Raw genomic sequence first — 23,699 nt, forward strand, 5'->3', positions numbered from 1 at the left:
ATGAGAAAGACGGAAGAGATAACCAGTTTTTTTTACAGTCAATACTTTGCCGAAGGATTGCGGATCACGATGGGCACGATTATCCCTGTGGTGATATGTGCATTCTTTGGTGAATTCAAAACAGGTACGCTCATCTCCTTAGGTGCACTGATCGTCGGCCTATCCGATACACCGGGTGCCCCGCGGCATCGGAAATTCGGAATGGTCTACTGTACCATATTAGGTAGTGTAACGATCCTCATTACAGCACTATGCAATGGCATACTGCCCCTGATGACGATTATCATCGCTATACTGGCCTTTCTATTCTCCATGCTGGCGGTATTTAATACACGCGCTGCAACGATCGGAACCATGTGTCTACTGATCATGCTTATTAATGTGGATGACGTACATACCCTAAAAGAGGAAATGACCTACCTCATCTACTTCTTGATCGGGGCATCTTGGTATATGCTCATCAGCTTTTCTATCATGCAGGTACGCCCCTATCGACTGGCCCAGCAAGAGCTATCGGAGACTATCCTTCAAGTTGCGGAATACCTGAGACTAAAGGCAAACTTCTATGATACCCGCATAGGTGTCGACGACAATTACATCAAACTTATAGAAAGTCAGATAGCGGTCAACTCTCACCAGGAAAATGTAAGGGATATCCTGTTCCGTAGCAAGCGATCCATAAAGGATACGACCAAAGAGGGACGCTTTCTTTCCTTGATATTCAATGATGTCATCGATCTCTTTGAGCAGAGCATGACCACACATTACGACTACGACAAAGTAAGAATAAACTATGGCCCATCGGGTATATTGGACAATATCAAAGCTGTAATCTTAAAAGCGACACATGAGCTGGACAATATCGCCTACAAGATCAATGCAAACCGTATTCCTAAACCGATATACGATCTGGAAGCAGAGATCGACAAGCTCAGGGTGGCAGTAGACGAGTTTGACAAATCTTCTGAGCAAAGTGCAATACCCCTGAAAAAAATATTGATCAATATCCGCTCTATCACCAAACATATCCGGGATATATATAACTATGGCCAATTCAAATCGGTCAATGTCGAAAAGGAAGAGATACAGCATAGCCGTAAGTTCTTACGCAATGAAGCGCTCAACTGGGAAAAATTCAGGGACAACCTTAGTTTAAACTCGAGTAACTTCAGACATGCACTGCGTATGTCAATTATGTTGTCAGGCACATACCTCACGCTCAACTTGATCAATTACCCGCACTTTGGGATGTACTGGATATTACTGACGATACTCGTCATCTTAAAGCCTGGTTTTGGTCTGACAAAGGAACGGAATGTACAGCGACTGATCGGGACCGTAATCGGAGGTATCTTAGGTGGTATTGTACTGGTCATGATACCGGATCTCACAGCGCGGTTCGTTATTTTGATTATTTTCTTCCTTATTGCCTATAGCCTATTTCGCGTCAACTATATCATGGCGGTAATCTTTATGACTCCCTATGTACTGATTATGCTCAGTTTCACCGGAGTCAATACCTTAGAGATGGCGCAGGAGCGGATTCTTGATACGTTCATCGGAGGCTCTCTGGCGTTTTTGTCAAGCTATATTATCTTTCCGAACTGGGAAAGCTTTCAGATACGCACGAATATACGGGGTCTATTAATAGCCAACTATCACTACCTTGCACAAGCTGTACGTGTACTGTCCGGCAACATGGACGATATCACATCCTATAAACTGGCCCGCAAAGAAGTATATATTGCATCAGCCAATATGGGGTCTACATTTCAGCGTCTATTGACAGAGCCCAAATGGAGACAGAATGTAACCAAGGAAGTAAACCGTTTTGTCATTCTGAATCACGTTTTTTCGTCGTATACAGCGACCCTAATGACGCAGTTACAGGATGCTGACAACCACCATTTTAATAATGCACACCTTAGACAGCTTTACAAAGCCCTAGGTACATTGGAAAAAACAATTGCGGCAGTGAGCCAAGAAGAGGATACACCATTCCAACCCTTCAAAGGGATAGAACGTCTGGATACAGAGGAAACCGAAAGTGACGATGCAAGACTCATCACGGAACAATTGCAGTTCCTCATTAAAATAGCAACAGATATACAGAAAATAACAGCAGACCTCATTACAAAAAGTGAGGACTTAGAGCGCATAAAACCAGCTACAAATGGAGAAACTGTATGATGTACTGATTATTGGGGCAGGCCCCATAGGCCTGGCCTGCGGTATTGCCGCAAAACGGGAAAATATGGATTACCTCATTCTAGATAAAGGATGCTTGGTCAACTCGCTGTACCGCTATCCGGTAAATATGACGTTTTTCTCTACGGCTGAAAAGCTTGAAATCGGCAATGTGCCTTTTGTATCCACAAATCCAAAGCCCAAACGGGCTGAAGCGCTGGAATACTACCGAAGAGCCTACACGCACTTTGATTTAAACGTCAGGCTATTTGAAGAGGTAACAAGTTGCACTAAAGTAGGTGGCATTTTTCAGATACAGTCGACCAAAGGAAGCTATAGAGCCAAAAACGTTATTGTGGCTACCGGATTTTATGACATCCCTATGCACCTGAATATCCCTGGAGAAAATCTAGCCAAAGTAAGCCATTACTATAATGACCCGCACTATTATGCAGGGCAACGTGTAGTGGTGGTAGGTGCCAGCAACTCTTCTATCGACGCAGCTTTAGAAACCTATAGAAAAGGCGCGAAAGTGACATTGGTAATCCGTGGAAATGAAATCAGTCCAAGGGTAAAATACTGGGTAAAACCAGATATAGAAAATCGGATTGCTGCCGGAGAAATTGAGGTACGCTACTATAGTAACCTAACAAAAATAGAAGCGCAACAAGTGCATATCAGTGGACCGAAAGGTACCGAAATCATCGCCAATGATTTTGTAATCGCCCTCACAGGATACCGCCCTAACTTTGAGCTATTGCGCCATTTCAATATTGACATTCCAGAAACGGAACCGATGATCCCAAGCCACGACCCTACTACAATGGAAACTAATATCAAAGGGATGTATCTCGCAGGTGTAGTATGCGGCGGACTGAATACCCACCTCTGGTTTATTGAAAACTCAAGAATACACGCAGATTTAATAATCGCTTCGATCCAAGCTGAGGCTAGACCTTAAGTCCTCTGATGAAAATCGCGGCCATTTTCTTTTGCATAGCCAAGATAGCATCAAATTCTTCTTTATCCGGAATAAAACTGCTCTTTAGGTCTTTGACAACAACCAAACGCATCCCCATAGAGGAGAACAGAAATATCTTAGAAATTTCCTCCAGATCCACATCCATTAGTTCGCCACGTTCTATACCTTGACGAAAGACATCACGGATTATCGCTTTCTGACTTTCAAAAGAATCGATCAAAAGCTGATCAAGCTCTGAAGATAAATCTTTGCGCATGAGAACCGTATATTCAAGAATATAATAATACTTCTTCACGAATTCCATACGTTTTTCCAATACCACAACAATGGACTCAGAAACAGAAAGTATGGATTTGAGGGATGTTGTAATATCCTCTTCCAACTCCTCCATCACATGCTCAAGGACAGCAGCATACAAACTATTCTTATCGGGGAAATAGTAATACAAGAGGGCTTTTGAAAAGGAAAGATCTTTAGCAATCTCGGCCATTGTCGTTTTGGCCATCCCATAGTGTGCAAATCTCCGCTTGGCCGTTTCTAAAATCTTCAGTCGCTTTTCATCTGCATTTTTCGGCATATTCGAAATAAAATAAGTTTGTTCAAATCGTTCGCTTTATTGCTATCTTTACGCAACAAAACGATTAAAGGTAGTACTTTAATTTGAATTTTTAAAAGTAAAAGTCAATTCAATACTCTGTGGACGTATTAAGCAACATCTCTTTAAAGAATCTAAACACCTTTGGTGTACCGTCTATAGCCAAAAATTTCGTTGAGATACGGGAGGAAAAGAAACTAACGGAACTGTACAGAAAAGGCTATTTCCAACAGAAATTCCTTATTCTAGGTGGGGGCAGCAACATGCTATTCACAAAAGACTTTGACGGTACAGTCATCAAAGTTGCCAATACAGGCATACAGCATTTTATAGAGGGTTCGCATATATTTGTTACTGCTGCTGGAGGCGAAGTATGGAATGACTTGGTCTGGTATTGCATCCAACATAATTTTCCGGGCCTAGAAAACATGGCATTGATACCAGGTACTGTAGGTGCTTCCCCAGTGCAGAATATAGGAGCATACGGAGCAGAACTGATGCATGTATTCTACAGCTGTCGTGCATTCGACACACGTACAGGAGAATTTAGGACTTTTACCAATAAAGAGTGTGCCTTCACCTATCGGGACAGTATATTTAAAACCAAATATAAAGGCCGGTTTATCATATTGTCGGTGACCTATAGATTACACCTCCATGCCCAGCTCAATACCAGCTACGGAGCTATAGAGTCGGAGTTAAAAAAAAGAGGTATCACTGCACCAACAATAAAAGATGTAGCAGAGGTGGTATCTCATATCCGTGTTGAAAAACTTCCTGATCCGAGTACCATAGGTAATGCAGGTAGTTTTTTCAAGAATCCAATCATTTCGAATCAACAACGGGATAAACTGCTCACGCAACATCCAACGCTAGTTTTTTACCCACTAGGAAACAGCGAGTCTAAAGTAGCGGCCGGATGGCTCATCGAGCAGACCGGATGGAAAGGCAAAGAAATCGGAGAAGTCGCAGTCTGGAAGAACCAAGCCCTCGTTCTAACAAACAAAGGAGAGGCTACAGGTCAAGCTATTTTTGATGTATCAACACGCATCATTGAATCTGTATTTCAAGAGTTTGGCATCGAATTAGAGCGAGAGGTAAATATTTTTTAAAAAAGTTTTCCACATTTCTTAATAACTTATTAAAAACAAAAACGCAAAATATGCGTTAGAATAATCGTGGGCGTACTTTTTGACTAAAATTTACCCTATAATAACAAAAATTTAATATTTCTCAATAAAAACTAGCACAGTCTTTGCTATCTATTTACCGAACTGCAGTTCATTTAATAACTGAGAGAGCCGGTATATTTTCTGTACCTCGGGAGGGAGCCATCGTTTTCGAATAAAAACGAATTATTGTAATAACGAATAAACACTACCGCTATGAACAGAATGGAATTTAACAACCTTGTGACTCAGCATTCGATTTCGTTAAAGTCTTATGCTCGAAACTTCACAAAGGATCAGGATGATGCAAATGACTTGGTACAAGACACTTTAGTAAAAGCAATCACCTATTTTAAAAACTTCCGGGATGGAACCAATCTCAAAGGTTGGCTCTATACCATTATGAAAAACACCTTTATTAACAATTACCGCAGAATCACCAAGACCAACACTTTCATTACGCAAGAAGAGGAAATCTCTCCATCCAATCTACTTGTTTCGGCCACACTGAATAATGGCGAAAACAAGTTTATAATGGAGGATATCAACACAGCCCTCACCACGCTATCGGAAGACTACTACACCCCGTTTACAATGTATTTTGAGGGGTACAAGTACCATGAAATAGCCGAACATCTGGATATCCCAATAGGTACGGTAAAAACAAGGATACACGTAGCACGTAAAATGATGAAAAAATCGCTATCTGCCTATAAAATCAATTGAGTTCTGTAGTTTTGCGCCATGGCAATGGACTGCGAAGAACTCACTTACTACACAAAAGCACAACTGGCACTGAGAAACGGCCAGGACAAGCCCGCTATATGGGTAGCTTATCAGGGACTGATATATGATGTATCGACAAGTAGATTATGGAAGAGAGGCATGCACTATGAACACTGGGCGGGGCAAGATCTAACAGCAGAACTAGCCGATGCTCCGCACAGCGAGACTGTATTTCAAAAATTTCCGGTGGTAGGACGCTTAGGTTAAGCAATATATAAGGAGATAAGCGAATTTCTATTCGCTTATCTCAAATTTTGAAAGCGAAATAAAATCCTGTATCCGATCTCTGATCTCATCTTGTATCAAATCCTGTAAACGTTCGGTACCAAACCGCTCGACACAGAAAGAGGCCATAGCAGAACCATAGATAACAGCATTTTTCATATTCGAGAAATTAACGGTATTTACACGCGCTAAATAGCCAATAAAACCACCGGCAAACGCATCGCCCGCACCAGTCGGATCGAAGACCTCAGCCAGCGGCAACGCTGGAGCAGAAAAGACCTGTCCCTCACCAAACAACAAGGCTCCATGCTCCCCTTTCTTAATAATTAAATACTTTGGACCTAGCTCTATTATTTTCTGCGCTGCTTTTACCAATGAGTATTCGCCAGACAGCTGTCTCGCCTCCGCATCATTAATGGTCAATACATCGACTTTTTTCAAAACAACCTTAAGGTCATCCAAAGCGACATTCATCCAATAATTCATCGTATCTAAAACAACTAGCTTCGGCTTATGCTGCAGGCGGGCCAGCGTATCGATCTGAACCTGAGGAGTCAGGTTGCCCAACAACAGGTAACTGCAATCTTGATAAGAAGCAGGTATCTTAGGGTCAAAGTCAGCCAATACATTCAAGTCGGTCGCCAGGGTGTCCCGACTATTCATATCGTTATGATACTTTCCGGACCAAAAAAAGGTCTTCCCGCCAGCAATCACCTGTATCCCGGAGGTATCAATGTTCCCTCGCTTAAAAAGAGACATATTGTCTCCAAAATCATCCCCCACTACACTGATCAGCTTCACATTATCGTACAAAAAAGAAGCAGCTAATCCCGCAAAGGTCGCTGCACCTCCAACAATCTTATCCGTTTCTCCAAAAGGTGTTTCGATAGCATCAAAAGCTACCGTGCCGACAATTACCAAACTCATGAGTTGTACATTATACGTAAAACAAAAAAAACCGACTAATAATAGTCGGTTTCACTTTTTCCGCTCCTGAAGCTGGGCTCGAACCAGCGACCCTCTGATTAACAGTCAGATGCTCTAACCAACTGAGCTATTCAGGAATCATATTAGAAGTACTTCCTTCTAAAGTGACACAAAGATACAGCTTAGACTAGAATTTTCCAAAAGATTTTTACATTTAATATGTTTATTTAATCGCTTTCTAGCGGACTTTAGACTAACCTACTCGTTTTAAACCACTTTGAGAATCCACTTCGACATAACTTTCTTTGTGTACATGGGCAACTGCTCGTCCGGAGGGATCATTTACCCCCTGAAACGACGCATCCCATAACAATGCTTCGGGTGTACTGCATGCCACCGACTTGACCGAAGGCACTGTACTGGCCGCCGTGACCGACGGAAAGTGTGACTCAAATATCGTCCGGTAGTAATACTCTTCCTTATTCTTGGGGGTATTGATAGGATAACGTGCACCCGCCATCTCAAAATCCGAATCTTCAACCAATGCTTCAGCCTGCGCTTTTAAGGTATCGATCCAGCTGTAACCAACGCCATCGGAAAATTGTTCCTTCTGCCTCCAAGCAATGGACGCAGGCAGGTAGTCTTCAAATGCCTTACGCAACATCCATTTCTCCATTCTTTGCTCTTGAATCATTTTTTCTGCAGGATGGAGACGCATGGCTACATCCATAAATTCCTTATCCAAAAAAGGCACTCTCCCCTCTACGCCCCAGGCGGCGAGCGATTTATTGGCTCGCAGGCAATCGTATAGGTATAGCTTTTTTAGCTTGCGTACAGTTTCCTCGTGAAACTCCCGCGCATTGGGTGCCTTATGAAAATAGAGATAACCCCCAAACAACTCGTCCGACCCTTCTCCCGACAACACCATCTTAATCCCCAAAGACTTGATCGATCGGGCCAAAAGATACATCGGGGTAGATGCCCTGACTGTAGTAACATCGTACGTCTCTAGATGATAAATTACATCCCGTATGGCATCCAACCCCTCTTGGATCGTAAAATGAACTTCATGATGGATTGTACCGATATGATCGGCCGCACGCTGGGCTGCCAAAAGATCTGGAGCTCCTTTAAGACCGACGGCAAAGGAGTGCAAAGGGGAGGAAGCATACTTCTGAGCTATTGCAGCAATGACTGAAGAATCCAGCCCTCCCGACAAGAGCACCCCATAAGGCACATCAGACATCAGCTGTCGTTGCACCGCTCCCTCCAATGCGTCGCGAAGCACGCTGTAATCCGCAATGCTGTCGGACACCGCATCAAAGGATTCCCAGTCGCGGGAATACCAGCGCTCAGGAACCTGACTCCTACTTTGGCTATACAATTGACATCCGGGAGGAAACTGCGCTATGTCTACGCAAAACCCCTCGAGAGATTTTAATTCGGAAGCCACAAAAAGCTGCCCCAACTCGTCACGTCCATAATACAATGGAATAATCCCCATATGATCACGAGCTATAAAATAAGAACCATCGCGCGAATCGTAAAGTGCAAAGCTGAAAATTCCATTGAGCTCTTCGACAAAAGAAACCCCGTGCTGAAGGTACAGCGCCAATATAACCTCCGAATCAGATGCTGTTTTAAATTCGTATCCAGGCAGAGAATTACGCAATTCTTGATGATTGTAGATTTCACCATTGACAACCAAGACAACCTGACCATCATTACTGTACAAGGGCTGGCTACCTGATTGAGGATCGACTATTGCAAGGCGTTCATGCGCCAAAACTGCCGTATCTGTACTGAATATACCAGACCAATCCGGTCCACGATGACGAATCCGTCTCGCCATCTCCAATACACGGGATCTAACTTTTGATCCTGACTCTACTAAATCAAATGCTCCTATTATTCCACACATAATATTCCTGTTTAATGCTTCTTATTATTAATGACAGAACAAAGAAACAAATTGTTTTATTAAAATCATAACAATATTTAAATATTGTTATGATTTTAATAACAAAACAAAAATAATGTTAACAAATTTAAATCAAAAACAACAAATCAAAGAAACAAACACAATCAACGATAATAGCATTAAACAAAAATAAAAGGCACAAAAAAAGGCAATGTCTTTACGACACTGCCTCTCTTATTATTAGGATATTATTCTTTTTGTATAAGCTATTTTTTGCTTCCGAAACCTAAAATTCCAAAAACGACTTTGAATGCAATAAGTGTAGCAATAATAACGGAAACATTAGCAATCATTGAAAACAAGAAAGTATATTGATCCAATGCTGAAATGACATCAGGCACAAATCTTACAAAAACGCCAAACAAACCAATAATAATGGCGACAGTCAACGTAACGTAATAATGCGTTTGATTGGCATTGTTATCTGTTTTTTTAGGCTGTCTATGAGCTGCTGTATTTTCCATGATATTGTATACTATTTTTTCTTTGGCCAAAGGTACAAAGTATATCTACATTTTAAAAATATTTTGACGATTTAAAACGAAGGCACAATTCTTTAGCAGAATTATTTAGTAATATTGTACCGAAGTTACAGACATGAGAATACTATTCCTTTTTTTCGCCCTTGTATGCTGTTCTATCTATAGCTATGGTCAGAACAGCCCTCAATATATAGACAACTTTATAGTCAAAGAAAACTTGACCGCAAACGGAAAAGTAGCTATAATCGCTGTCGACTCTAGCGAAGTAGCCAATGAAGCTATCAATGGCACCTTCAAATTCAGTATCAATGGCTTTGAACAGACATTATCGTTCCACCAGGGAGTCGGTGTACCAACACACCCCATAGACGGATCTACATTTGCCTACTTCAAACATAAAAATCAAAATGGAAGCTCAGGAAAGCTCTACTTTCTCTACAAGAAAGATAACAAGATAACGCCAGTAAAAATAAATGGTCTTCTACTCCTTATCATCCCAGGTGTATTACTCTTACTGGCTTATGCGTTCAAACGTCTGCTGACAACCTTTGTGGTACTGGCTGTGATCTATGGCTATTTCTCTTTCAGCAAAGGACTGTCCATCAGTCAAATCTTAGAGAGTGCACTTGAAGTCTTAAAGAGTTTTTTCTAAAAAGGAAGCCCTACCCCGAAATTATACTGAAAAAAGCCGTATCGATCCGGGCTATTCGTCTGTCGGTACATATCCTTAAACTCCTTAGCGTCGAAAAGGTGCCTGATTACCCATTGATCTCCTCCCTTAAACTGAGGATCCTTGACCTTAAGGCCCGCATCCAGACGCATCGTAAAATAATCCATATCAAAGCGCAGACCAAAACCGGTGCCTATTGCAATCTGAGACAAGAATTTATCAAACTTGAACTCTCCCTCCTGGTTTAACGTATTGGGCCGTAATCGCCAGATATTACCCATATCCACAAAAGTAGCTCCATTCATCTTGGCTCCTAGAAAATTATCCAAAAGACGGAACCTGTACTCAAAATTAGACTCCAACTTTAATTCGCCCAATTGATCAAGATTCCGCAGATTGAGCCGCAACTGTTCGGTCTTGGCATCGTCCGAAGCTTTGATACTACTTCTATTATACCCTCCTGGTCCCAGCGTCCGCGCTTGCCAAGCCCGTATACCATTCATCCCTCCAGAGAATAAACTCTTTTCAAAAATCAATAATTCCGAATTATTGCCATAGGGCACAATAACTCCGGCATTGAACCGAAAGACGAACTGCCGATTACCACCAAGATACCGATATAGCCTATAATCAGCTTCGGCCTTGGCATATTGGAGATAAGCAACGCCAAACAGCGTCTTCATCCCTGCGGCATTCTCCCTAAAACGAAACAAAGAACTTAACACGCCCAATGTATTACCACTTAGATCGACAACGCCACGCGCAAAGGAAAAGTCCTCCAACTTCTGAAGCTTAGGGGCATTCCAGGTAATAGCATACTGCGAACCCAATCCAAAATATTGCCGGTCATTAGACTCTACATATAACTGATAGCCCTCTTCTATTAATCTATCCCGGAATCCTGGATCAAAGCGCCCTGCCCTATACTCGAGTACCAAAGGTGTATAACTGTGCTGAAGATTGCGGGATTGCCACCAGGTATAATTCAAGGTGTTGATAAAATAACGGTTCGAGTAGGTACCATCCTGATTAAACAACTGCAGGCTCGATGAAAACATCGTCCGAGGAAGTCCAAATCGTCCAGAGCTACGAATTCCAAAAGGTAATAACAAGCGTGGAACAACCAGATTAACACCGACCTGAAAGTCATTATTGAAAATTTTATCCTTAAGATTACCAGCGAGCCTGGGATCAAATAGAACTCCATATCGCAATTTCACCTCCAAAAGCTCGGCTCCGCCAAAGACATTGCGATGAGAGAAAGTATTACCAATATTAAAACCACTCATCCCTGAACTAAAGGTATACTCGCCCTCCACCTGATTGGCCATTAACGGGCGCGGAACAAGCTCATAGGATACATCCAGCACACTGCTATCTACTTTTTCATAGCTGATCTTCACACTCCGAAACCCATTCATCTCGTACAAACGATCATAGGATAGGTTCTCATTACTTAGATTATAATCTTGTCCGGGCCGTATATACATATAACGAGCAATAGGCTTCAGTCGGTACCGAGAGGTCTGATCGGCAAAAACTATCCCTGTGATCGGGTCTCGGTCTTGGGCCACCTCACGCTTCTTTCCATCAGCAGGTAGCACATGCAGACTCACCTGCCCTATTTTATAACGCTGATGTACGCCATGCTCCGGATTGGCCACCTTAACAAGAAGAGCTGCGTTATTGCCCTCCATAGTGGTATCCACTCCCACACGCATGTACTGGCGTAAAAAATCAAAATACCCCTTATTTTTTACAGCGTGAAAAAACTTCTCCCGCTCCTCTCCGAGTTTTGCAGCGTCGTATTGCATACCTTCCTGCAACTTGCTGGAGGGGCTTACCTCATCGGTGTAGATCTGTGAAAAAACAGCATCTTCAAAATCATAATTTATCTTCTGAACATAGAATGGATCTCCCAATTGTGATACAAAGTCAATCTTTGCTTTCTTTTTATGAAGTTGCAAATGAGGAGAAACATGGGCTCTAAAATATCCTTTGGTATATAAAAAACGTTGAATCTGATCGGCGGAAAGCTCAACGAGTGAAGAGTCAAGCAAGTGTGGAGCTTCACCGACCTGTCTTATTTTTTGGGTCTTGTAACGCCCATTCTTTGTATTAAAGAGGTTATATATGCTTAAATTCAAGACAGAGTTGGGCCTAATTTCATTAGAAACATGCGCATAAGCAGACTCTTTCAGTTCCTTGGGCATACCGCTCATATTTACATCCGTAACAAGCGCCTGATTGTCTTCCATGTATTTTGCGGACCGGCAGGAGGCGAATTTTAGGAGTAAAAGTGTTATACTTGCAAAAAATAAAAGTCTTCTTTTTTTAGTCATTAATCCAATGTTGTCAAAAGCGCAAATCAGTCTGATAACTTCTCTCCAGCACAAAAAGTTTCGTACCACACATGGTCTTTTTATTGTCGAGGGTATCAAATCCGTAACGGAATTTGTCCATTCATCGTACAAGGTACAGAAAATATTCGCTACCGATCAGGCCTGCGCAAAGTTGCTTAAAATACCGCAAAGTATAAAACCGATCGCACTATCTGAAAATGATTTCAATAAAATATCGGCATTGAAAAGTCCACAAGGCGCTTTGGCCCTTGTAGAAATACCTGAACGGCAAGACCTTGACCTTGAATCGCTAAAAAACAGACATACACTGGTACTGGATGGTGTACAAGACCCAGGCAACCTAGGAACAATCATTCGCACTGCAGAATGGTTCGGCATAGAACAGATCGTCTGCTCGCAGGATACCGTAGATGCCTACAACCCTAAAGTGGTGCAGGCTACAATGGGGTCCCTCGCTAGAGTGAAACTGCATTATACAGCTATCGATGAACTGATACAACAGCAAGAAATCCCAACATACGGTGCACTGCTAGAAGGTAAATCAATATACGATGTCGACTTTGGAAGCCAAGGGCTCATCATCATGGGGAATGAAGGAAATGGCATACGTCCCGAACTAATCCCCTCGATAAAAACAGCTGTAACTATCCCTCGGATCGGGCTTGCAGAATCCCTGAATGTGGCGGTAGCAACCACCATATTCTGTTCGGAAATAGCGCGCCGAAAATTAACAAAAGCAGAATAACTCTATAATGCAAGAATCCAAACAATCAATCTACACCTTACAATTTGCACTACTCTGCTTAAGCTCTCTTCTTTTTTCAGCGAGCTTTAACATGATCATCCCTGAACTCCCCAACTACCTCAGTAGCCTCGGAGGAGCCGAGCACAAAGGGCTCATTATCGCACTATTCACACTTACGGCAGGTATATCCCGGCCTTTCAGCGGAAGACTAACCGATCAATGGGGACGTGTACCAGTCATGGCCATCGGTTCTATCGTATGTGTAATCTGTGGTTTTCTATACCCTATCCTGACGACGCTATCCGGCTTCTTCATGCTACGGCTGGTCCATGGATTTTCGACAGGATTCAAACCCACCGCGACCTCTGCTTATGTGGCTGACATCATTCCTCAGGAAAGATGGGGCGAAGCACTGGGAATGCACGGGTTGTGCTTTAGTATTGGTGGTGCAGTAGGACCGGCAGTAGGGAGTTTTGTAGCCCAAAACTTCGGTCTTAATACGATGTTTTTCTCCTCTTCACTCTTTGCATTTCTTTCTATCGTCATCGTACTGAACATGAAGGAAACGCTGCATCCAAAGCGCAAATTCCAGACCAGCATGCTAAAGATCTCCCGCTCGGATATTCTAGAAAAAAGAGCTATCCCTGCTGGTATAGTGACCTTGCTTTCCTACTCTGCCTATGGCGTTATACTCACACTGATACCGGACTGGAGCGAACATCTTGAAATAAGCAACAAAGGTTTATTCTTCACCGCCTACACCCTAGCCTCTATCGGAATTCGATTCGTATCCGGAAAAGTGTCCGATAGGTTCGGAAGGATAAGGGTAATGCTCGTCGGACTACTTGTTATCGTCGTCTCGCTCGTGCTACTCGGCAACGGCGACAGCGTCTCTGGACTGATCATAGGGGCTTGTGTATATGGGATAGGAACGGGTATTCTATCACCGGCACTGAATGCCTGGACAATAGACCTATCTCTCCCCCAATATAGAGGAAAAGCAATGGCTACGATGTACATCGCACTGGAGATTGGAATTGGAGGAGGCGCTCTGCTAGCAGGCTATATTTACCAAGATTTCATCCCACGTATTCCTTATATCATGTATGGAAATGCGATCGTTATTTTTCTTGCTTTTTTTTATGTGCTATATTGGGATAAAACCAAAACAGAAAGAAGCGACCGCTTGTTATAATAGGTATGGAAACACCGTCGAACAAACCGTATGCAATTAATCTAGCAGCTAGCTTATTTGCCCTTGTATTAATACTGGCTTTACTATATGTAGCCCAAGATGTGCTCCTACCTATACTATTTGCAACGCTGATTTCCATCTCTCTCTTTCCATTAGCCAGACTCTTTGAGCGCTTGCGTCTCGGGAAGGCTTTTTCGGCGCTGTTGGCGGTTATCGTCGCCATAACAGTAATCTCGGCCATCCTATGGTTTATCGTGCATCAGAGTATTATCATCGGGAAAGATGCCTCTGCCATTACAGACAAAGTGCTTTCTGTTCTTGAAAATGGTCAAAACTGGCTCCAGGATAGATTTGGCATCGAAAGAAACCAAGTACTTGACAAACTAAAAGAACAGGGCAACAAAACACTGGAAAATGCCGGTGGTGTGATAACGGCAACATTTGGATCTATAGGCAATATGCTGGCCAGTGCGATATTGGTACCTCTGTACAGTTTTTTCATGCTCTACTACCGTGATTTCTTTCGGGAGTTTTTCTTTAAAGCATTCAAATCTACGCCACAAACCAAAGTCGATGAGGTACTGAATAAGATATACACGGTTGTACAGAGCTACCTTGTAGGCCTCATTACTGTGATGGGAATCGTCGCAATACTAAATACCGTAGGCCTTATGCTTATGGATATTGAGTACGCTTGGTTCTTTGGGACATTGGCCTCACTCTTGATGCTGCTCCCTTACATCGGGATAGCCATAGGATCTATATTGCCAGCGCTTTTCGCATTAGCGACCAAAGACACCGCATGGTACGCGCTAGGTGTCGTGGCTTGGTTTCAGGTGGTACAGTTTTTAGAAGGAAATATAATCACCCCAAATATAGTAGGGAGTAAGGTCAGCATAAATCCACTTATGGCGATTATCGGCATTCTATTGGGCGGAATGCTCTTTGGCCTCGCAGGTTTAATCTTGGCACTCCCATTCATAGCTACATTAAAAGTTATATTCGATGCCATCCCAAGTATGGAGGCTTTTGGATTCCTAATCGGCGAACCGGAAAAACAGCACCTCAAACGAAACTCAACGCAAGAACTGCTCATGAAATGGGGAATCGTACGTACGCCTAAAGTGGAGAATAAAGTCAAAGTGGATATTACTATAAATAATACGGAAAAACCTGAGGCAATGCCTCAGTCTGAACTGACGTATAAAGAAATCCATGAAAGTGAAGACATTCCCTATACGGAGGCTCCGAAAGAGGATGAAAAACAAAAACCCGAGTAAATATATTATGTCTCTTCCTTTTTTAGACATACATACCCATCATACATTCCAGCACCCGGACACATTACGTATCCTCAATCATATCATAGGCCGGGAGGTAATGGACAAGGAAAGCCTATATACTGCCGGTATACATCCTTGGTATATTGCCCCGGAACTGAATACGCAATGGCAGCTTTTAGAGGCCGCAGTAGAAAATCCCCAGGTGATCGGGATTGGCGAATGTGGATTGGACAAACTCTGTGAAACGGATTGGAATCTCCAGGTAGAGGTCTTTGAAAGTCAAATCCACTTGGCAAAAAGACAGCATAAACCACTGCTCATACATAGTGTAAGAGCCTATCAGGAGATAAGCCAGTTACTACGAAAACATCAGTTCCACCTACCCGTAATATTTCACGGCTTTAATAAAAACATAAAACTGGCAAAGCAGCTACTTGATGCAGGCTACTACCTAAGCTTAGGAGCAGACATTCTTGATGGCAGGCAGGATGCACTGATTGCCGAAATCCCGCTGGACAGGGTGTTTCTAGAAACAGACGATAAAACGACTGATATAGTAGCTATTTTTTCTTACTTTTGTGCCGCTCGAAAACTTCCTCTTGATGTACTCAAACAGCAGTTGACAGACAATTTCGAGCAAGTATTTAATTACAGGATTGAAGAATGAAAGATTTATCGTGGTTATCTAGAACAGAAGCTTTGATAGGCCGCGAGGCTATAGAGAAACTAGCCTCATCGCATGTCATGGTATTGGGACTGGGAGGTGTAGGCTCTTATGCAGCAGAATTTATCTGTCGCGGAGGTGTAGGCAAAATGACGATTATAGATGGAGACACGGTAGATCCGACAAACAGGAACAGACAACTGCCTGCACTGGCGACCAACCACGGTATCTCTAAGGCGCAGATCATGAAACAGCGTTTGCTGGACATCAACCCCGAGTTGGACCTCACAGTACTGGAAGAGTTTATCATTCCCGAACGCTTGGAGACCCTACTCGAGACCAAACCCGATTATATTGTCGAAGCGATAGATAGTATCACACCGAAACTATTTTTGATCCGACGCGCATATGCAGCGAAGATTCCTTTTGTCAGCTCGATGGGAGCTGGTGGAAAAGTAGACCCTACAAAAATACAAATCGCGGATATCAGCAAATCCTATAACTGTAAGCTGGCGTTGCACATTCGTAAAAAGCTACGCAAACATGATATCCGGGAAGGCGTAAAGGTGGCATTCTCTACGGAGTTACCGGAAAAATCTTCGCTGATCTATACGGACGGCAGCAACTTTAAAAAATCAGCTTATGGCACAATGTCTTACCTTCCGGCTGCATTTGGTGGAGCAATCGCTTCGGTGGCGCTTCGTGAATTGATCGGAAAGGAAGCATAATTCGATATAGCTGGAAAACACACCGATAAAAATATATTTTTCACCGAAAATCTGCCTAGGTTTACCTACTTGGACTGGGCAAGCCATGTATTCTCCACTACCTTTGATACCATACAAACAAAGAACATAAATTTTAAAAAAGAGAAATCATGGCATTCAAAGAAACTTATAATATCTCCGGAGAAAACCTTCTAAAGAAAATCAAAGAACTGATCAACGATGGTAATGTGACGAAAATCACTATCGCTGATAAGCATGAAAAAGAAATCATCAGTTTTCCGGTAACTATTGGTATCGTAGGACTAATCCTCGCTCCCATTTTTGCAGCAGTAGGTGCATTGGCAGCTGTAATCGCAGAGTGCAAAATAATTGTTGAGCGTAAAGATGCGGAGCCTAAAGAAAATAGCGCGGAAAAAGAACAAGAAGACAATCCCCTAGTTTAATTTTAAAGAACAGATAAAATGATATTGATCGCTGTATTATTCCCTTGGCTCTCCTTCTTTCTAAGAGGCAAGATTTTTTCGGGAATTTTATGTTTAATCTTACAGATAACCTTAATAGGATGGCTGCCTGCTGCGATATGGGCTGTGGCCTCCCGCTTGGATGCAAAAAACAAGCAGCGAATCGACCGTCTAAATAGATGCTAAAAAAAGCCTTCGAATCGAAGGCTTTTTCTTTTATTTAGGAGATAATATCTTCTATCTCTTTGATTATCTTTTGTGCAATCGCTTCCGCAGCTTCAGGCGTAGGCCCCTCGGAGTAGATACGGATAATCGGTTCTGTATTCGACTTCCGTAAGTGTACCCACTCATTTTCAAAATCAATCTTCAGCCCGTCGATGGTTGTATGCTGCTCGTGGGCATATTTAGCCTGCATCTTGGCCAATAAACCATCGATATCTAACCCTGGAGTCAACGTTATCTTGTTTTTGGACATAAAATACTGTGGTAATTCGGCTCTATAGGTCGAGACCTTTTTGCCCATCTTCGCAAGATGTGTCAAGAAGATTGCCACACCGACTAAAGCATCACGTCCATAATGTGACGCAGGATAGATTACCCCGCCATTGCCTTCACCACCAATCACAGCAGCCACTTCTTTCATCTTTGTCACTACATTCACCTCACCAACAGCTGCCGCAAAATACTCGCCACCATGACGCAATGTAACATCGCGCAGCGCACGTGTAGAAGATAGATTGGAAACCGTATTTCCCTTTTGCTGCGACAAGATATAATCAGCAACAGCAACCAAAGTATACTCCTCGCCAAATAACTCTCCGTCTTCCATCATAAACACCAAACGATCTACATCAGGATCGACGGCAATACCAAGATCTGCTTTATTGTTCAATACTGCAGCAGAAAGATCGGTCAAATGCTCTTTTAAAGGTTCTGGATTATGCGGGAACTTACCGTTGGGTTCGCAGTGTATCTTATAGATGGTCTCCACTCCCATTGCCTCCAACAATGCCGGAATAAAAAATCCTCCGGTACTATTGACGGCATCCACTGCAATTTTGAACCCCGCTCCTTTGACCGCATCTACATCTACATATTCAAGAGCCAGTACTGCATCGATATGTTTCTGAAGATAGCTGCTATCATTTACTACTTTTCCAAGATTCTGCACCTCCGCGAAATCGAAGTCCAGACTCTCGCCAAGACTTAATACCTCTTGCCCCTCAGCGTCTGAAATAAATTCGCCTTTTGCGTTTAATAATTTCAAGGCATTCCACTGTCCTGGATTATGGGAAGCAGTCAATATAATACCACCTGCTGCTCCCTCTAAAGGAACAGCTATCTCCACAGTCGGCGTTGTGGAAAGCCCTAGATCGACTACCTCGGCACCAATACTCTGCAACGTACCGACGACCAGATTATTAACCATCTCTCCAGACTCTCGAGCATCTCTACCGACTACAATCTTCTTAAGACCAGTCTTCTGCATAAGAATATTACCGAAAGCCGCCGTGAATTTGACAATATCAATAGGTGTCAATCCTTCTCCGGCACGGCCTCCAATAGTACCACGGATACCCGAAATAGATTTTATTAAAGTCATATACGAAATCAATTATAGTGAACCGTAAAAATAAGCTATTCCTAAATAAATACAAGTATCTTGATTGGATATAAAATTAAAAACATATCTTTGTTGCAACTTTGTGTATTTTAATGCAAAAATACTATTTTACGTTTTATGTCAATTAATGTATTTTAGCTTTTCATACACAAAACATAAAACTATGTGGCAACAGATAATTGATCTAGATAAAGAAATATTCTTGCTGATAAACCAAGGATTAAGCAACCCAGTATTTGACTGGTTGCTACCTATTTTACGCAACCCGTTTACCTGGGCTCCGCTTTACCTTTTTGTGGTTATCTTTTTCATCAAACACTATGGCAAACTAGGTATATTGGTTGTCCTGTGCACGTTGATTAATTTTGGGGTGTCCGATGGTATCTCCTCGCACCTGATCAAAAAAAATGTAAAACGTATACGGCCTTGCAACGACATCGAGTTCAAGCATGATATCAATCTCCGGGTGAGATGTGGATCGGGGTTTAGTTTCACAAGCTCCCATGCCACCAATCATTTTGCAATGGCATTTTTCTGGATCGTACTGTTCAGACGTAAATGGAAGCATACCCTATGGCTATGTATACTATGGGCTTCTCTTATTTCAGTTTCACAGATCTATGTCGGAGTACACTACCCTTTTGATATCCTCTGCGGTGCCCTACTCGGAAGCCTGATCGGTATCCTCAACGGCAACCTGTTCAAACGGTTTGTACCGTCTTTCTTTAAGGAAACAATTCCAATAACATAATACTATATGAGCTTTACTTTAATCGTAGCTATCTTATTTTTATCTGCCTTCATCAGTGGTATGGCGGTATTTTTTGTCAAACGTGATAATACAAGTTATCTCAAGTTGATACTTTCCTTCAGTGGAGCCTATCTATTTGCTATTACGGTATTACACCTGATCCCCCACGTTTATCATGCGAACACAACCAGTCCGGAAGTAATCGGTCTGTATATTCTAGGCGGTTTTATATTCCAATTGCTCTTGGAACAGTTCTCGCAAGGAATAGAACATGGACATATACATCACCATGAAAACACTGGTTTTCCGTTAGGGATTATGATCAGCCTATGTCTTCATGCGTTTCTGGAAGGGATGCCACTCATATCGGGACAGCAGACGAAACTTGTATTTGGTATCGCAATACACCATATACCTGCGGCATTTGCACTAGGTAGTTTATTATTGAGCTCTACGGTAAAAAAACAGACTATCATCATTATGCTTGTAATATTTGCGGCAATGACTCCGCTAGGATTTATTACAAGTTCTGTATTAAGTGAGGGAGAAATCGGAAATATATCTCAGCATTTTGATAAAATAATGGCTGTAGTAATCGGTATATTCTTACATATCTCGACGACTATATTATTCGAATCAGGTTCTGCAGATCACCACAAATTTAATAAGAAGAAAATGGCTGCTGTGTTCTTAGGCCTGGCAGTATCACTTACCACCTTCTTATTGCCACACGACCACAGCCATGGCGCACATGGACATGAGCACCATAATCATGATGGTCATAACCACGACGATCACGACCATGAGCATACAGATGGAACACATGACCACAACCATGATGGACATGATCACAGCCACGACCATAGTAAAGACGAAGCGCCTAAGCATGATGACCACAAGGGGCATCAGCATTAACCACCTGGATTAAATTTCGCCGCGCATTTTATCCAGCAAATCGCTCAGAAGCTGCGCCTCTTGAGTCGTAAGATTTTCGGATAATATTGTAGAAAGATTCATATCGGCCTCTAATTCTTCTAAGAGTTGGAGGCCTTTTTCTGTAATAAGAAGGTCTACAGCCCGTTTGTCAGTCTTATTCTTAGTACGGGTGACCAACCCTTTGGTCACGATACGTTCTACCAACCTTGAAATATCAGGTGTACTATTTATCATACGTTCGCGGATAGTAGCATTGGAAGCTGGCTTGGGGTATTGACCACGTAAAATCCGAAGCACATTAAATTGTTGAAGGGTAATACTCAGCCTACTTGCCCTCTCTTCCAATAGATTAGTCAACCAATTGTTAGTAAAAAGAACATTAATCGTGGCCTTATGCCAATCATCCTGAAATCGACTAGTCTTGATCCGATCCTCAATACCCATGCTTTTAATAAATCTAAATAAAACAACTATGTGACAGAACCAACACCTCTACATTCACTCCTTTTACCTATATTTGGGGGATTTCGAGGTATTGAAATCATCTAAAGTTACAAAAATAATGCAAAATAAAATCTCACTGGATAAACTAAAAAAAGGTGAAAAGGCAATTATTCACTCTTTTGAAAAAGATGATCTGCCGGCCAAGTTTTACGAATTGGGTTTTACCCCGGGTACTACCATACAAATCAAGCATAAAGCCCCATTGCATGGTCCCATCTGTATTAACATTATTCAAGACAATACCTTAGTAGCAATCAGAAAGTCAGAAGCAGCTTTAATTCTGGCAAATAAAATATAATGAAGAATAAGACAATAGCATTATTAGGGAATCCCAATGTAGGCAAGACGTCCCTGTTCAACCGTATTACCAAGCTCAACCAAAAAGTAGGAAACTATCCTGGAATTACTGTCGAGAAAAGAGTAGGGACAGCAAAAAAGGGCGACAAAGAGTATAAGGTCATCGACCTACCGGGTACATATACCCTATTTCCTAATTCGTTGGACGAAGAAGTCGTCTTTAATACGCTGACCAGCAAAAACGTGAATGGTGCTCCTGATCTTGTCGTAGTCGTCTCCGAACCGAGTACAATAAATCGGGGTATCGTGCTCTACCAACAGGTACGGGAATCTGGGCTACCCGCAATATTCGTCCTGAACATGATGGATGAACTTGAAGATAAGGGTATCCAGATCGATCATGCGGGGTTAGAAAACTACCTAAAGACTACTATTTTCAAAACAAATGCACGCACTGGAGAAGGAATAGATAAACTGATCCAAAATTTTGATATACAACCAGCACCTTACTTCAATAGCCTACAGCTTCCTGTAGCCTACCAACAGCCGCTAGATGATGCCAAGAAAATATTTCCATTGGAAACCGAATACCGGACTTGGCAATATTTGGCACAAGAAGACATAAAAGTCTTATCGGAAGAGGAAAACGACAAACTGTCTGCCATAAGAAGTCAATATGGTATCAATATACAGCAGCTACAAAAAGCTGAAGCAATCCTTCGCCAGGAAAAAATCAACAACGATCTAAAGCCGATACTCGAGAAAAAAGAGAATAAGAAACTTAGTATCACAGAAAAAATAGATAACATCCTAATTCACCCCGTATACGGGTATATCATCTTTTTTGGACTATTATTTTTGATCTTCCAAGCGATATATACCTGGTCTGGACCATTGATGGATGGCGTAGACGAGCTTTTTGCAAGTTTGGGCCAATCCACTGCTGCCTTACTCCCTGAAGGTCCCTTGGCAGATCTCATGGTGAATGGAGTCATCGCAGGAATCGGAGGTATTGTCATTTTCTTACCGCAAATCATTATCTTATTCCTTTTCATCTCTTTGATGGAAGAAACAGGATATATGAGCCGCGTAGTTTTTTTGATGGACCGTTGGTTAAAACCATTTGGACTGAATGGGAAATCGGTAATCCCGTTAATGTCTGGCGTAGCCTGCGCTATACCCGCTGTGATGTCTGCCCGCAATATAGAAAACCCCAAAGAGCGTCTCCTGACGATGTTGGTAACCCCTTTTATGACCTGTTCGGCCCGATTGCCTATTTATGTGGTGATCATAGGCTTGGTAATACCGGACACTGACTTTCTAGGATTCAATATACAAGGGATAGTTTTATTTGCGATGTATATCCTTGGTATCGTAGCAGCTCTATTCTCGGCATTAATCCTCAACAAGATTATTAAATCGGTACGTAACTCATACCTGATTTTTGAATTGCCGACCTATAAAATGCCGGACTGGAAAAACGTTCTGAATACGGTATGGGAAAAATCTTCCAGCTTTTTATTCGGTGCCGGTAAGATTATTCTAGCCATATCCATCATCCTTTGGGTATTAGGCAACTTTGGTCCGAACGACAAGTTTTCGGATCCAGAAAAATATATCACACAGGAAAATCCGCACTTTACTGAAGAGCAGGTAGCAGATGAAATCTCTGCTTATAAAACGGAATACTCCTATCTAGGGTATCTAGGTAGAGGGATTGAACCAGCAATCAGACCTCTAGGCTATGACTGGAAGATAGGAATCGGCCTGATAGCCTCATTTGCGGCACGGGAAGTATTCGTCGGAACGGTAGCTGTGGTTTATTCGCTGGGAGAAGATCTGGACATCGAAGATGATGAACAAAAACAGACACTCTTCACCCGTATGAGATCAGAAATCAACCGTAATACTGGTCAGCCCACCTATAATCTTGCATCGGGTATCTCGCTTTTATTATTTTATGCATTTGCAATGCAATGTATGGCGACAATTGGCGTTGTTAAGAGAGAGACGGGGTCCTGGAAATGGACGTTAATCCAAGCAGGGTTTATGACGGGCCTAGCCTATATCGCTGCCTTAATTGCGTATCAACTGTTAAAATAAATATTTAAGCTATGATGTACATTCAATACGCTATAATAGCA

General features: G+C 42.3%; 24 protein-coding genes and 1 tRNA gene. 17 read left to right on the forward strand and 8 right to left on the reverse strand.

Annotated features, from left to right (window positions below):
- Together CLV99_RS01285 and CLV99_RS01290 are read left to right on the forward strand one after the other, a co-directional pair.
- Positions 1–2,190, forward strand: coding sequence for an FUSC family protein (locus CLV99_RS01285; RefSeq protein WP_133582683.1), 2,190 nt, complete (start codon positions 1–3; stop codon positions 2,188–2,190).
- Positions 2,174–3,148, forward strand: a complete 975-nt coding sequence (locus CLV99_RS01290) for a YpdA family putative bacillithiol disulfide reductase (protein WP_133582684.1) — start codon at positions 2,174–2,176, stop codon at positions 3,146–3,148. Before CLV99_RS01285 ends, CLV99_RS01290 begins: the two co-directional genes overlap by 17 nt.
- On the opposite strand, the gene CLV99_RS01295 is transcribed toward CLV99_RS01290, so the two are convergent.
- A complete protein-coding gene (locus CLV99_RS01295; RefSeq protein WP_133582685.1) occupies positions 3,138–3,746 on the reverse strand; it encodes a TetR/AcrR family transcriptional regulator in 609 nt (202 codons plus the stop codon). The two genes, CLV99_RS01290 and CLV99_RS01295, sit on opposite strands and share 11 nt — an antisense overlap.
- Positions 3,747–3,865: 119 nt before the next feature.
- Between CLV99_RS01295 and murB the strand changes: the two genes are divergently transcribed.
- From murB to CLV99_RS01310, 3 genes are all read left to right on the forward strand, one after another.
- On the forward strand, positions 3,866–4,876 hold the full coding sequence (gene murB, locus CLV99_RS01300) for a UDP-N-acetylmuramate dehydrogenase (protein WP_133582686.1): 1,011 nt from the start codon (positions 3,866–3,868) through the stop codon (positions 4,874–4,876).
- A 273-nt stretch (positions 4,877–5,149) separates the two neighbouring features.
- Entirely contained in the window at positions 5,150–5,659 is a 510-nt protein-coding gene (locus CLV99_RS01305; protein WP_133582687.1) for an RNA polymerase sigma factor, read from the forward strand.
- An 18-nt stretch (positions 5,660–5,677) separates the two neighbouring features.
- Positions 5,678–5,926, forward strand: coding sequence for a cytochrome b5 domain-containing protein (locus CLV99_RS01310; RefSeq protein ID WP_394347243.1), 249 nt, complete (start codon positions 5,678–5,680; stop codon positions 5,924–5,926).
- A gap of 27 nt (positions 5,927–5,953) precedes the next feature.
- Here the strand turns inward: CLV99_RS01310 and CLV99_RS01315 are convergent, their stop codons facing one another.
- The 4 genes from CLV99_RS01315 to CLV99_RS01330 all read right to left on the reverse strand — a co-directional run bounded on the left by CLV99_RS01315 (position 5,954) and on the right by CLV99_RS01330 (position 9,316).
- Entirely contained in the window at positions 5,954–6,871 is a 918-nt protein-coding gene (locus CLV99_RS01315; RefSeq protein ID WP_133582688.1) for a PfkB family carbohydrate kinase, read from the reverse strand.
- 63 nt (positions 6,872–6,934) lie between these two features.
- Positions 6,935–7,008 (reverse strand) — tRNA-Asn (locus tag CLV99_RS01320).
- A 116-nt stretch (positions 7,009–7,124) separates the two neighbouring features.
- Positions 7,125–8,792, reverse strand: a complete 1,668-nt coding sequence (gene asnB, locus CLV99_RS01325) for an asparagine synthase B (protein WP_133582689.1) — start codon at positions 8,790–8,792, stop codon at positions 7,125–7,127.
- A 266-nt stretch (positions 8,793–9,058) separates the two neighbouring features.
- Positions 9,059–9,316 carry a hypothetical protein gene (locus CLV99_RS01330; RefSeq protein WP_133582690.1) on the reverse strand — a complete coding sequence of 86 codons (258 nt, stop codon included), beginning with the start codon at positions 9,314–9,316 and terminating at the stop codon, positions 9,059–9,061.
- A gap of 133 nt (positions 9,317–9,449) precedes the next feature.
- Between CLV99_RS01330 and CLV99_RS01335 the strand changes: the two genes are divergently transcribed.
- Complete coding sequence (locus CLV99_RS01335; protein ID WP_133582691.1) at positions 9,450–9,986, forward strand: hypothetical protein; 537 nt, start codon at positions 9,450–9,452, stop codon at positions 9,984–9,986.
- On the opposite strand, the gene tamL is transcribed toward CLV99_RS01335, so the two are convergent.
- A complete protein-coding gene (tamL, locus tag CLV99_RS01340; RefSeq protein WP_133582692.1) occupies positions 9,983–12,346 on the reverse strand; it encodes a translocation and assembly module lipoprotein TamL in 2,364 nt (787 codons plus the stop codon). The genes CLV99_RS01335 and tamL overlap by 4 nt on opposite strands.
- Positions 12,347–12,353: 7 nt before the next feature.
- On the opposite strand from tamL, the gene CLV99_RS01345 reads away from it, so the two are divergent.
- The 7 genes from CLV99_RS01345 (at position 12,354) to CLV99_RS01375 (ending at position 17,629) form a co-directional block, all read left to right on the forward strand.
- Positions 12,354–13,112 (forward strand): TrmH family RNA methyltransferase, encoded by a 759-nt coding sequence (locus CLV99_RS01345; protein ID WP_133582693.1) that lies wholly within the window; start codon positions 12,354–12,356, stop codon positions 13,110–13,112.
- Between the two features lie 7 nt (positions 13,113–13,119).
- Positions 13,120–14,307, forward strand: a complete 1,188-nt coding sequence (locus tag CLV99_RS01350) for an MFS transporter (RefSeq protein ID WP_133582694.1) — start codon at positions 13,120–13,122, stop codon at positions 14,305–14,307.
- 5 nt (positions 14,308–14,312) lie between these two features.
- Positions 14,313–15,587, forward strand: coding sequence for an AI-2E family transporter (locus CLV99_RS01355; RefSeq protein WP_133582695.1), 1,275 nt, complete (start codon positions 14,313–14,315; stop codon positions 15,585–15,587).
- 7 nt (positions 15,588–15,594) lie between these two features.
- On the forward strand, positions 15,595–16,257 hold the full coding sequence (locus CLV99_RS01360) for a TatD family hydrolase (RefSeq protein WP_211348378.1): 663 nt from the start codon (positions 15,595–15,597) through the stop codon (positions 16,255–16,257).
- Positions 16,254–16,982: a tRNA threonylcarbamoyladenosine dehydratase gene (locus CLV99_RS01365; RefSeq protein WP_133582697.1), complete on the forward strand. Its 729-nt coding sequence runs from the start codon at positions 16,254–16,256 to the stop codon at positions 16,980–16,982. Before CLV99_RS01360 ends, CLV99_RS01365 begins: the two co-directional genes overlap by 4 nt.
- 149 nt (positions 16,983–17,131) lie before the next feature.
- A complete protein-coding gene (locus CLV99_RS01370) occupies positions 17,132–17,425 on the forward strand; it encodes a DUF4342 domain-containing protein (protein WP_133582698.1) in 294 nt (97 codons plus the stop codon).
- An 18-nt stretch (positions 17,426–17,443) separates the two neighbouring features.
- On the forward strand, positions 17,444–17,629 hold the full coding sequence (locus CLV99_RS01375; protein WP_133582699.1) for a YqaE/Pmp3 family membrane protein: 186 nt from the start codon (positions 17,444–17,446) through the stop codon (positions 17,627–17,629).
- Between the two features lie 34 nt (positions 17,630–17,663).
- Here CLV99_RS01375 and glmM read toward each other — a convergent pair whose 3' ends face one another.
- Positions 17,664–19,046, reverse strand: coding sequence for a phosphoglucosamine mutase (gene glmM / locus CLV99_RS01380; RefSeq protein ID WP_133582700.1), 1,383 nt, complete (start codon positions 19,044–19,046; stop codon positions 17,664–17,666).
- Between the two features lie 184 nt (positions 19,047–19,230).
- Here glmM and CLV99_RS01385 point away from each other — a divergent pair, with 184 nt between their 5' ends.
- The gene (locus CLV99_RS01385; RefSeq protein ID WP_133582701.1) at positions 19,231–19,818 is read left to right on the forward strand and encodes a phosphatase PAP2 family protein; all 588 of its coding nucleotides are present in this window, start codon (positions 19,231–19,233) and stop codon (positions 19,816–19,818) included.
- 6 nt (positions 19,819–19,824) lie between these two features.
- Entirely contained in the window at positions 19,825–20,733 is a 909-nt protein-coding gene (locus CLV99_RS01390; protein WP_133582702.1) for a ZIP family metal transporter, read from the forward strand.
- A gap of 9 nt (positions 20,734–20,742) precedes the next feature.
- Here the strand turns inward: CLV99_RS01390 and CLV99_RS01395 are convergent, their stop codons facing one another.
- Positions 20,743–21,198 carry a MarR family winged helix-turn-helix transcriptional regulator gene (locus CLV99_RS01395; protein WP_133582703.1) on the reverse strand — a complete coding sequence of 152 codons (456 nt, stop codon included), beginning with the start codon at positions 21,196–21,198 and terminating at the stop codon, positions 20,743–20,745.
- 118 nt (positions 21,199–21,316) lie between these two features.
- On the opposite strand from CLV99_RS01395, the gene CLV99_RS01400 reads away from it, so the two are divergent.
- Both CLV99_RS01400 and feoB read left to right on the forward strand, forming a co-directional pair.
- Entirely contained in the window at positions 21,317–21,556 is a 240-nt protein-coding gene (locus CLV99_RS01400; RefSeq protein WP_133582704.1) for a FeoA family protein, read from the forward strand.
- Positions 21,556–23,658 (forward strand): ferrous iron transport protein B, encoded by a 2,103-nt coding sequence (gene feoB, locus CLV99_RS01405; RefSeq protein WP_133582705.1) that lies wholly within the window; start codon positions 21,556–21,558, stop codon positions 23,656–23,658. The genes CLV99_RS01400 and feoB overlap by 1 nt, the downstream gene beginning before the upstream one ends.
- Positions 23,659–23,699: the final 41 nt, after the last annotated feature.

The sequence above is a fragment of the Sphingobacterium yanglingense genome (genome assembly GCF_004363245.1).
Taxonomy (GTDB): domain Bacteria; phylum Bacteroidota; class Bacteroidia; order Sphingobacteriales; family Sphingobacteriaceae; genus Sphingobacterium; species Sphingobacterium yanglingense.

Excerpts from the sequence above, each read along its gene's own strand:
- CLV99_RS01285 (WP_133582683.1), top strand. The coding sequence starts at position 1 with ATGAGAAAGACGGAAGAGATAACCAGTTTTTTTTACAGTCAATACTTT.
- CLV99_RS01290 (WP_133582684.1), top strand. The coding sequence starts at position 2,174 with ATGGAGAAACTGTATGATGTACTGATTATTGGGGCAGGCCCCATAGGC.
- CLV99_RS01295 (WP_133582685.1), bottom strand. The coding sequence starts at position 3,746 with ATGCCGAAAAATGCAGATGAAAAGCGACTGAAGATTTTAGAAACGGCC.
- CLV99_RS01305 (WP_133582687.1), top strand. The coding sequence starts at position 5,150 with ATGAACAGAATGGAATTTAACAACCTTGTGACTCAGCATTCGATTTCG.
- CLV99_RS01310 (WP_394347243.1), top strand. The coding sequence starts at position 5,678 with ATGGCAATGGACTGCGAAGAACTCACTTACTACACAAAAGCACAACTG.
- CLV99_RS01315 (WP_133582688.1), bottom strand. The coding sequence starts at position 6,871 with ATGAGTTTGGTAATTGTCGGCACGGTAGCTTTTGATGCTATCGAAACA.
- asnB (WP_133582689.1), bottom strand. The coding sequence starts at position 8,792 with ATGTGTGGAATAATAGGAGCATTTGATTTAGTAGAGTCAGGATCAAAA.
- CLV99_RS01330 (WP_133582690.1), bottom strand. The coding sequence starts at position 9,316 with ATGGAAAATACAGCAGCTCATAGACAGCCTAAAAAAACAGATAACAAT.
- CLV99_RS01335 (WP_133582691.1), top strand. The coding sequence starts at position 9,450 with ATGAGAATACTATTCCTTTTTTTCGCCCTTGTATGCTGTTCTATCTAT.
- tamL (WP_133582692.1), bottom strand. The coding sequence starts at position 12,346 with ATGACTAAAAAAAGAAGACTTTTATTTTTTGCAAGTATAACACTTTTA.
- CLV99_RS01345 (WP_133582693.1), top strand. The coding sequence starts at position 12,354 with ATGTTGTCAAAAGCGCAAATCAGTCTGATAACTTCTCTCCAGCACAAA.
- CLV99_RS01350 (WP_133582694.1), top strand. The coding sequence starts at position 13,120 with ATGCAAGAATCCAAACAATCAATCTACACCTTACAATTTGCACTACTC.
- CLV99_RS01355 (WP_133582695.1), top strand. The coding sequence starts at position 14,313 with ATGGAAACACCGTCGAACAAACCGTATGCAATTAATCTAGCAGCTAGC.
- CLV99_RS01360 (WP_211348378.1), top strand. The coding sequence starts at position 15,595 with ATGTCTCTTCCTTTTTTAGACATACATACCCATCATACATTCCAGCAC.
- CLV99_RS01365 (WP_133582697.1), top strand. The coding sequence starts at position 16,254 with ATGAAAGATTTATCGTGGTTATCTAGAACAGAAGCTTTGATAGGCCGC.
- CLV99_RS01370 (WP_133582698.1), top strand. The coding sequence starts at position 17,132 with ATGGCATTCAAAGAAACTTATAATATCTCCGGAGAAAACCTTCTAAAG.
- CLV99_RS01375 (WP_133582699.1), top strand. The coding sequence starts at position 17,444 with ATGATATTGATCGCTGTATTATTCCCTTGGCTCTCCTTCTTTCTAAGA.
- glmM (WP_133582700.1), bottom strand. The coding sequence starts at position 19,046 with ATGACTTTAATAAAATCTATTTCGGGTATCCGTGGTACTATTGGAGGC.
- CLV99_RS01385 (WP_133582701.1), top strand. The coding sequence starts at position 19,231 with ATGTGGCAACAGATAATTGATCTAGATAAAGAAATATTCTTGCTGATA.
- CLV99_RS01390 (WP_133582702.1), top strand. The coding sequence starts at position 19,825 with ATGAGCTTTACTTTAATCGTAGCTATCTTATTTTTATCTGCCTTCATC.
- CLV99_RS01395 (WP_133582703.1), bottom strand. The coding sequence starts at position 21,198 with ATGGGTATTGAGGATCGGATCAAGACTAGTCGATTTCAGGATGATTGG.
- CLV99_RS01400 (WP_133582704.1), top strand. The coding sequence starts at position 21,317 with ATGCAAAATAAAATCTCACTGGATAAACTAAAAAAAGGTGAAAAGGCA.
- feoB (WP_133582705.1), top strand. The coding sequence starts at position 21,556 with ATGAAGAATAAGACAATAGCATTATTAGGGAATCCCAATGTAGGCAAG.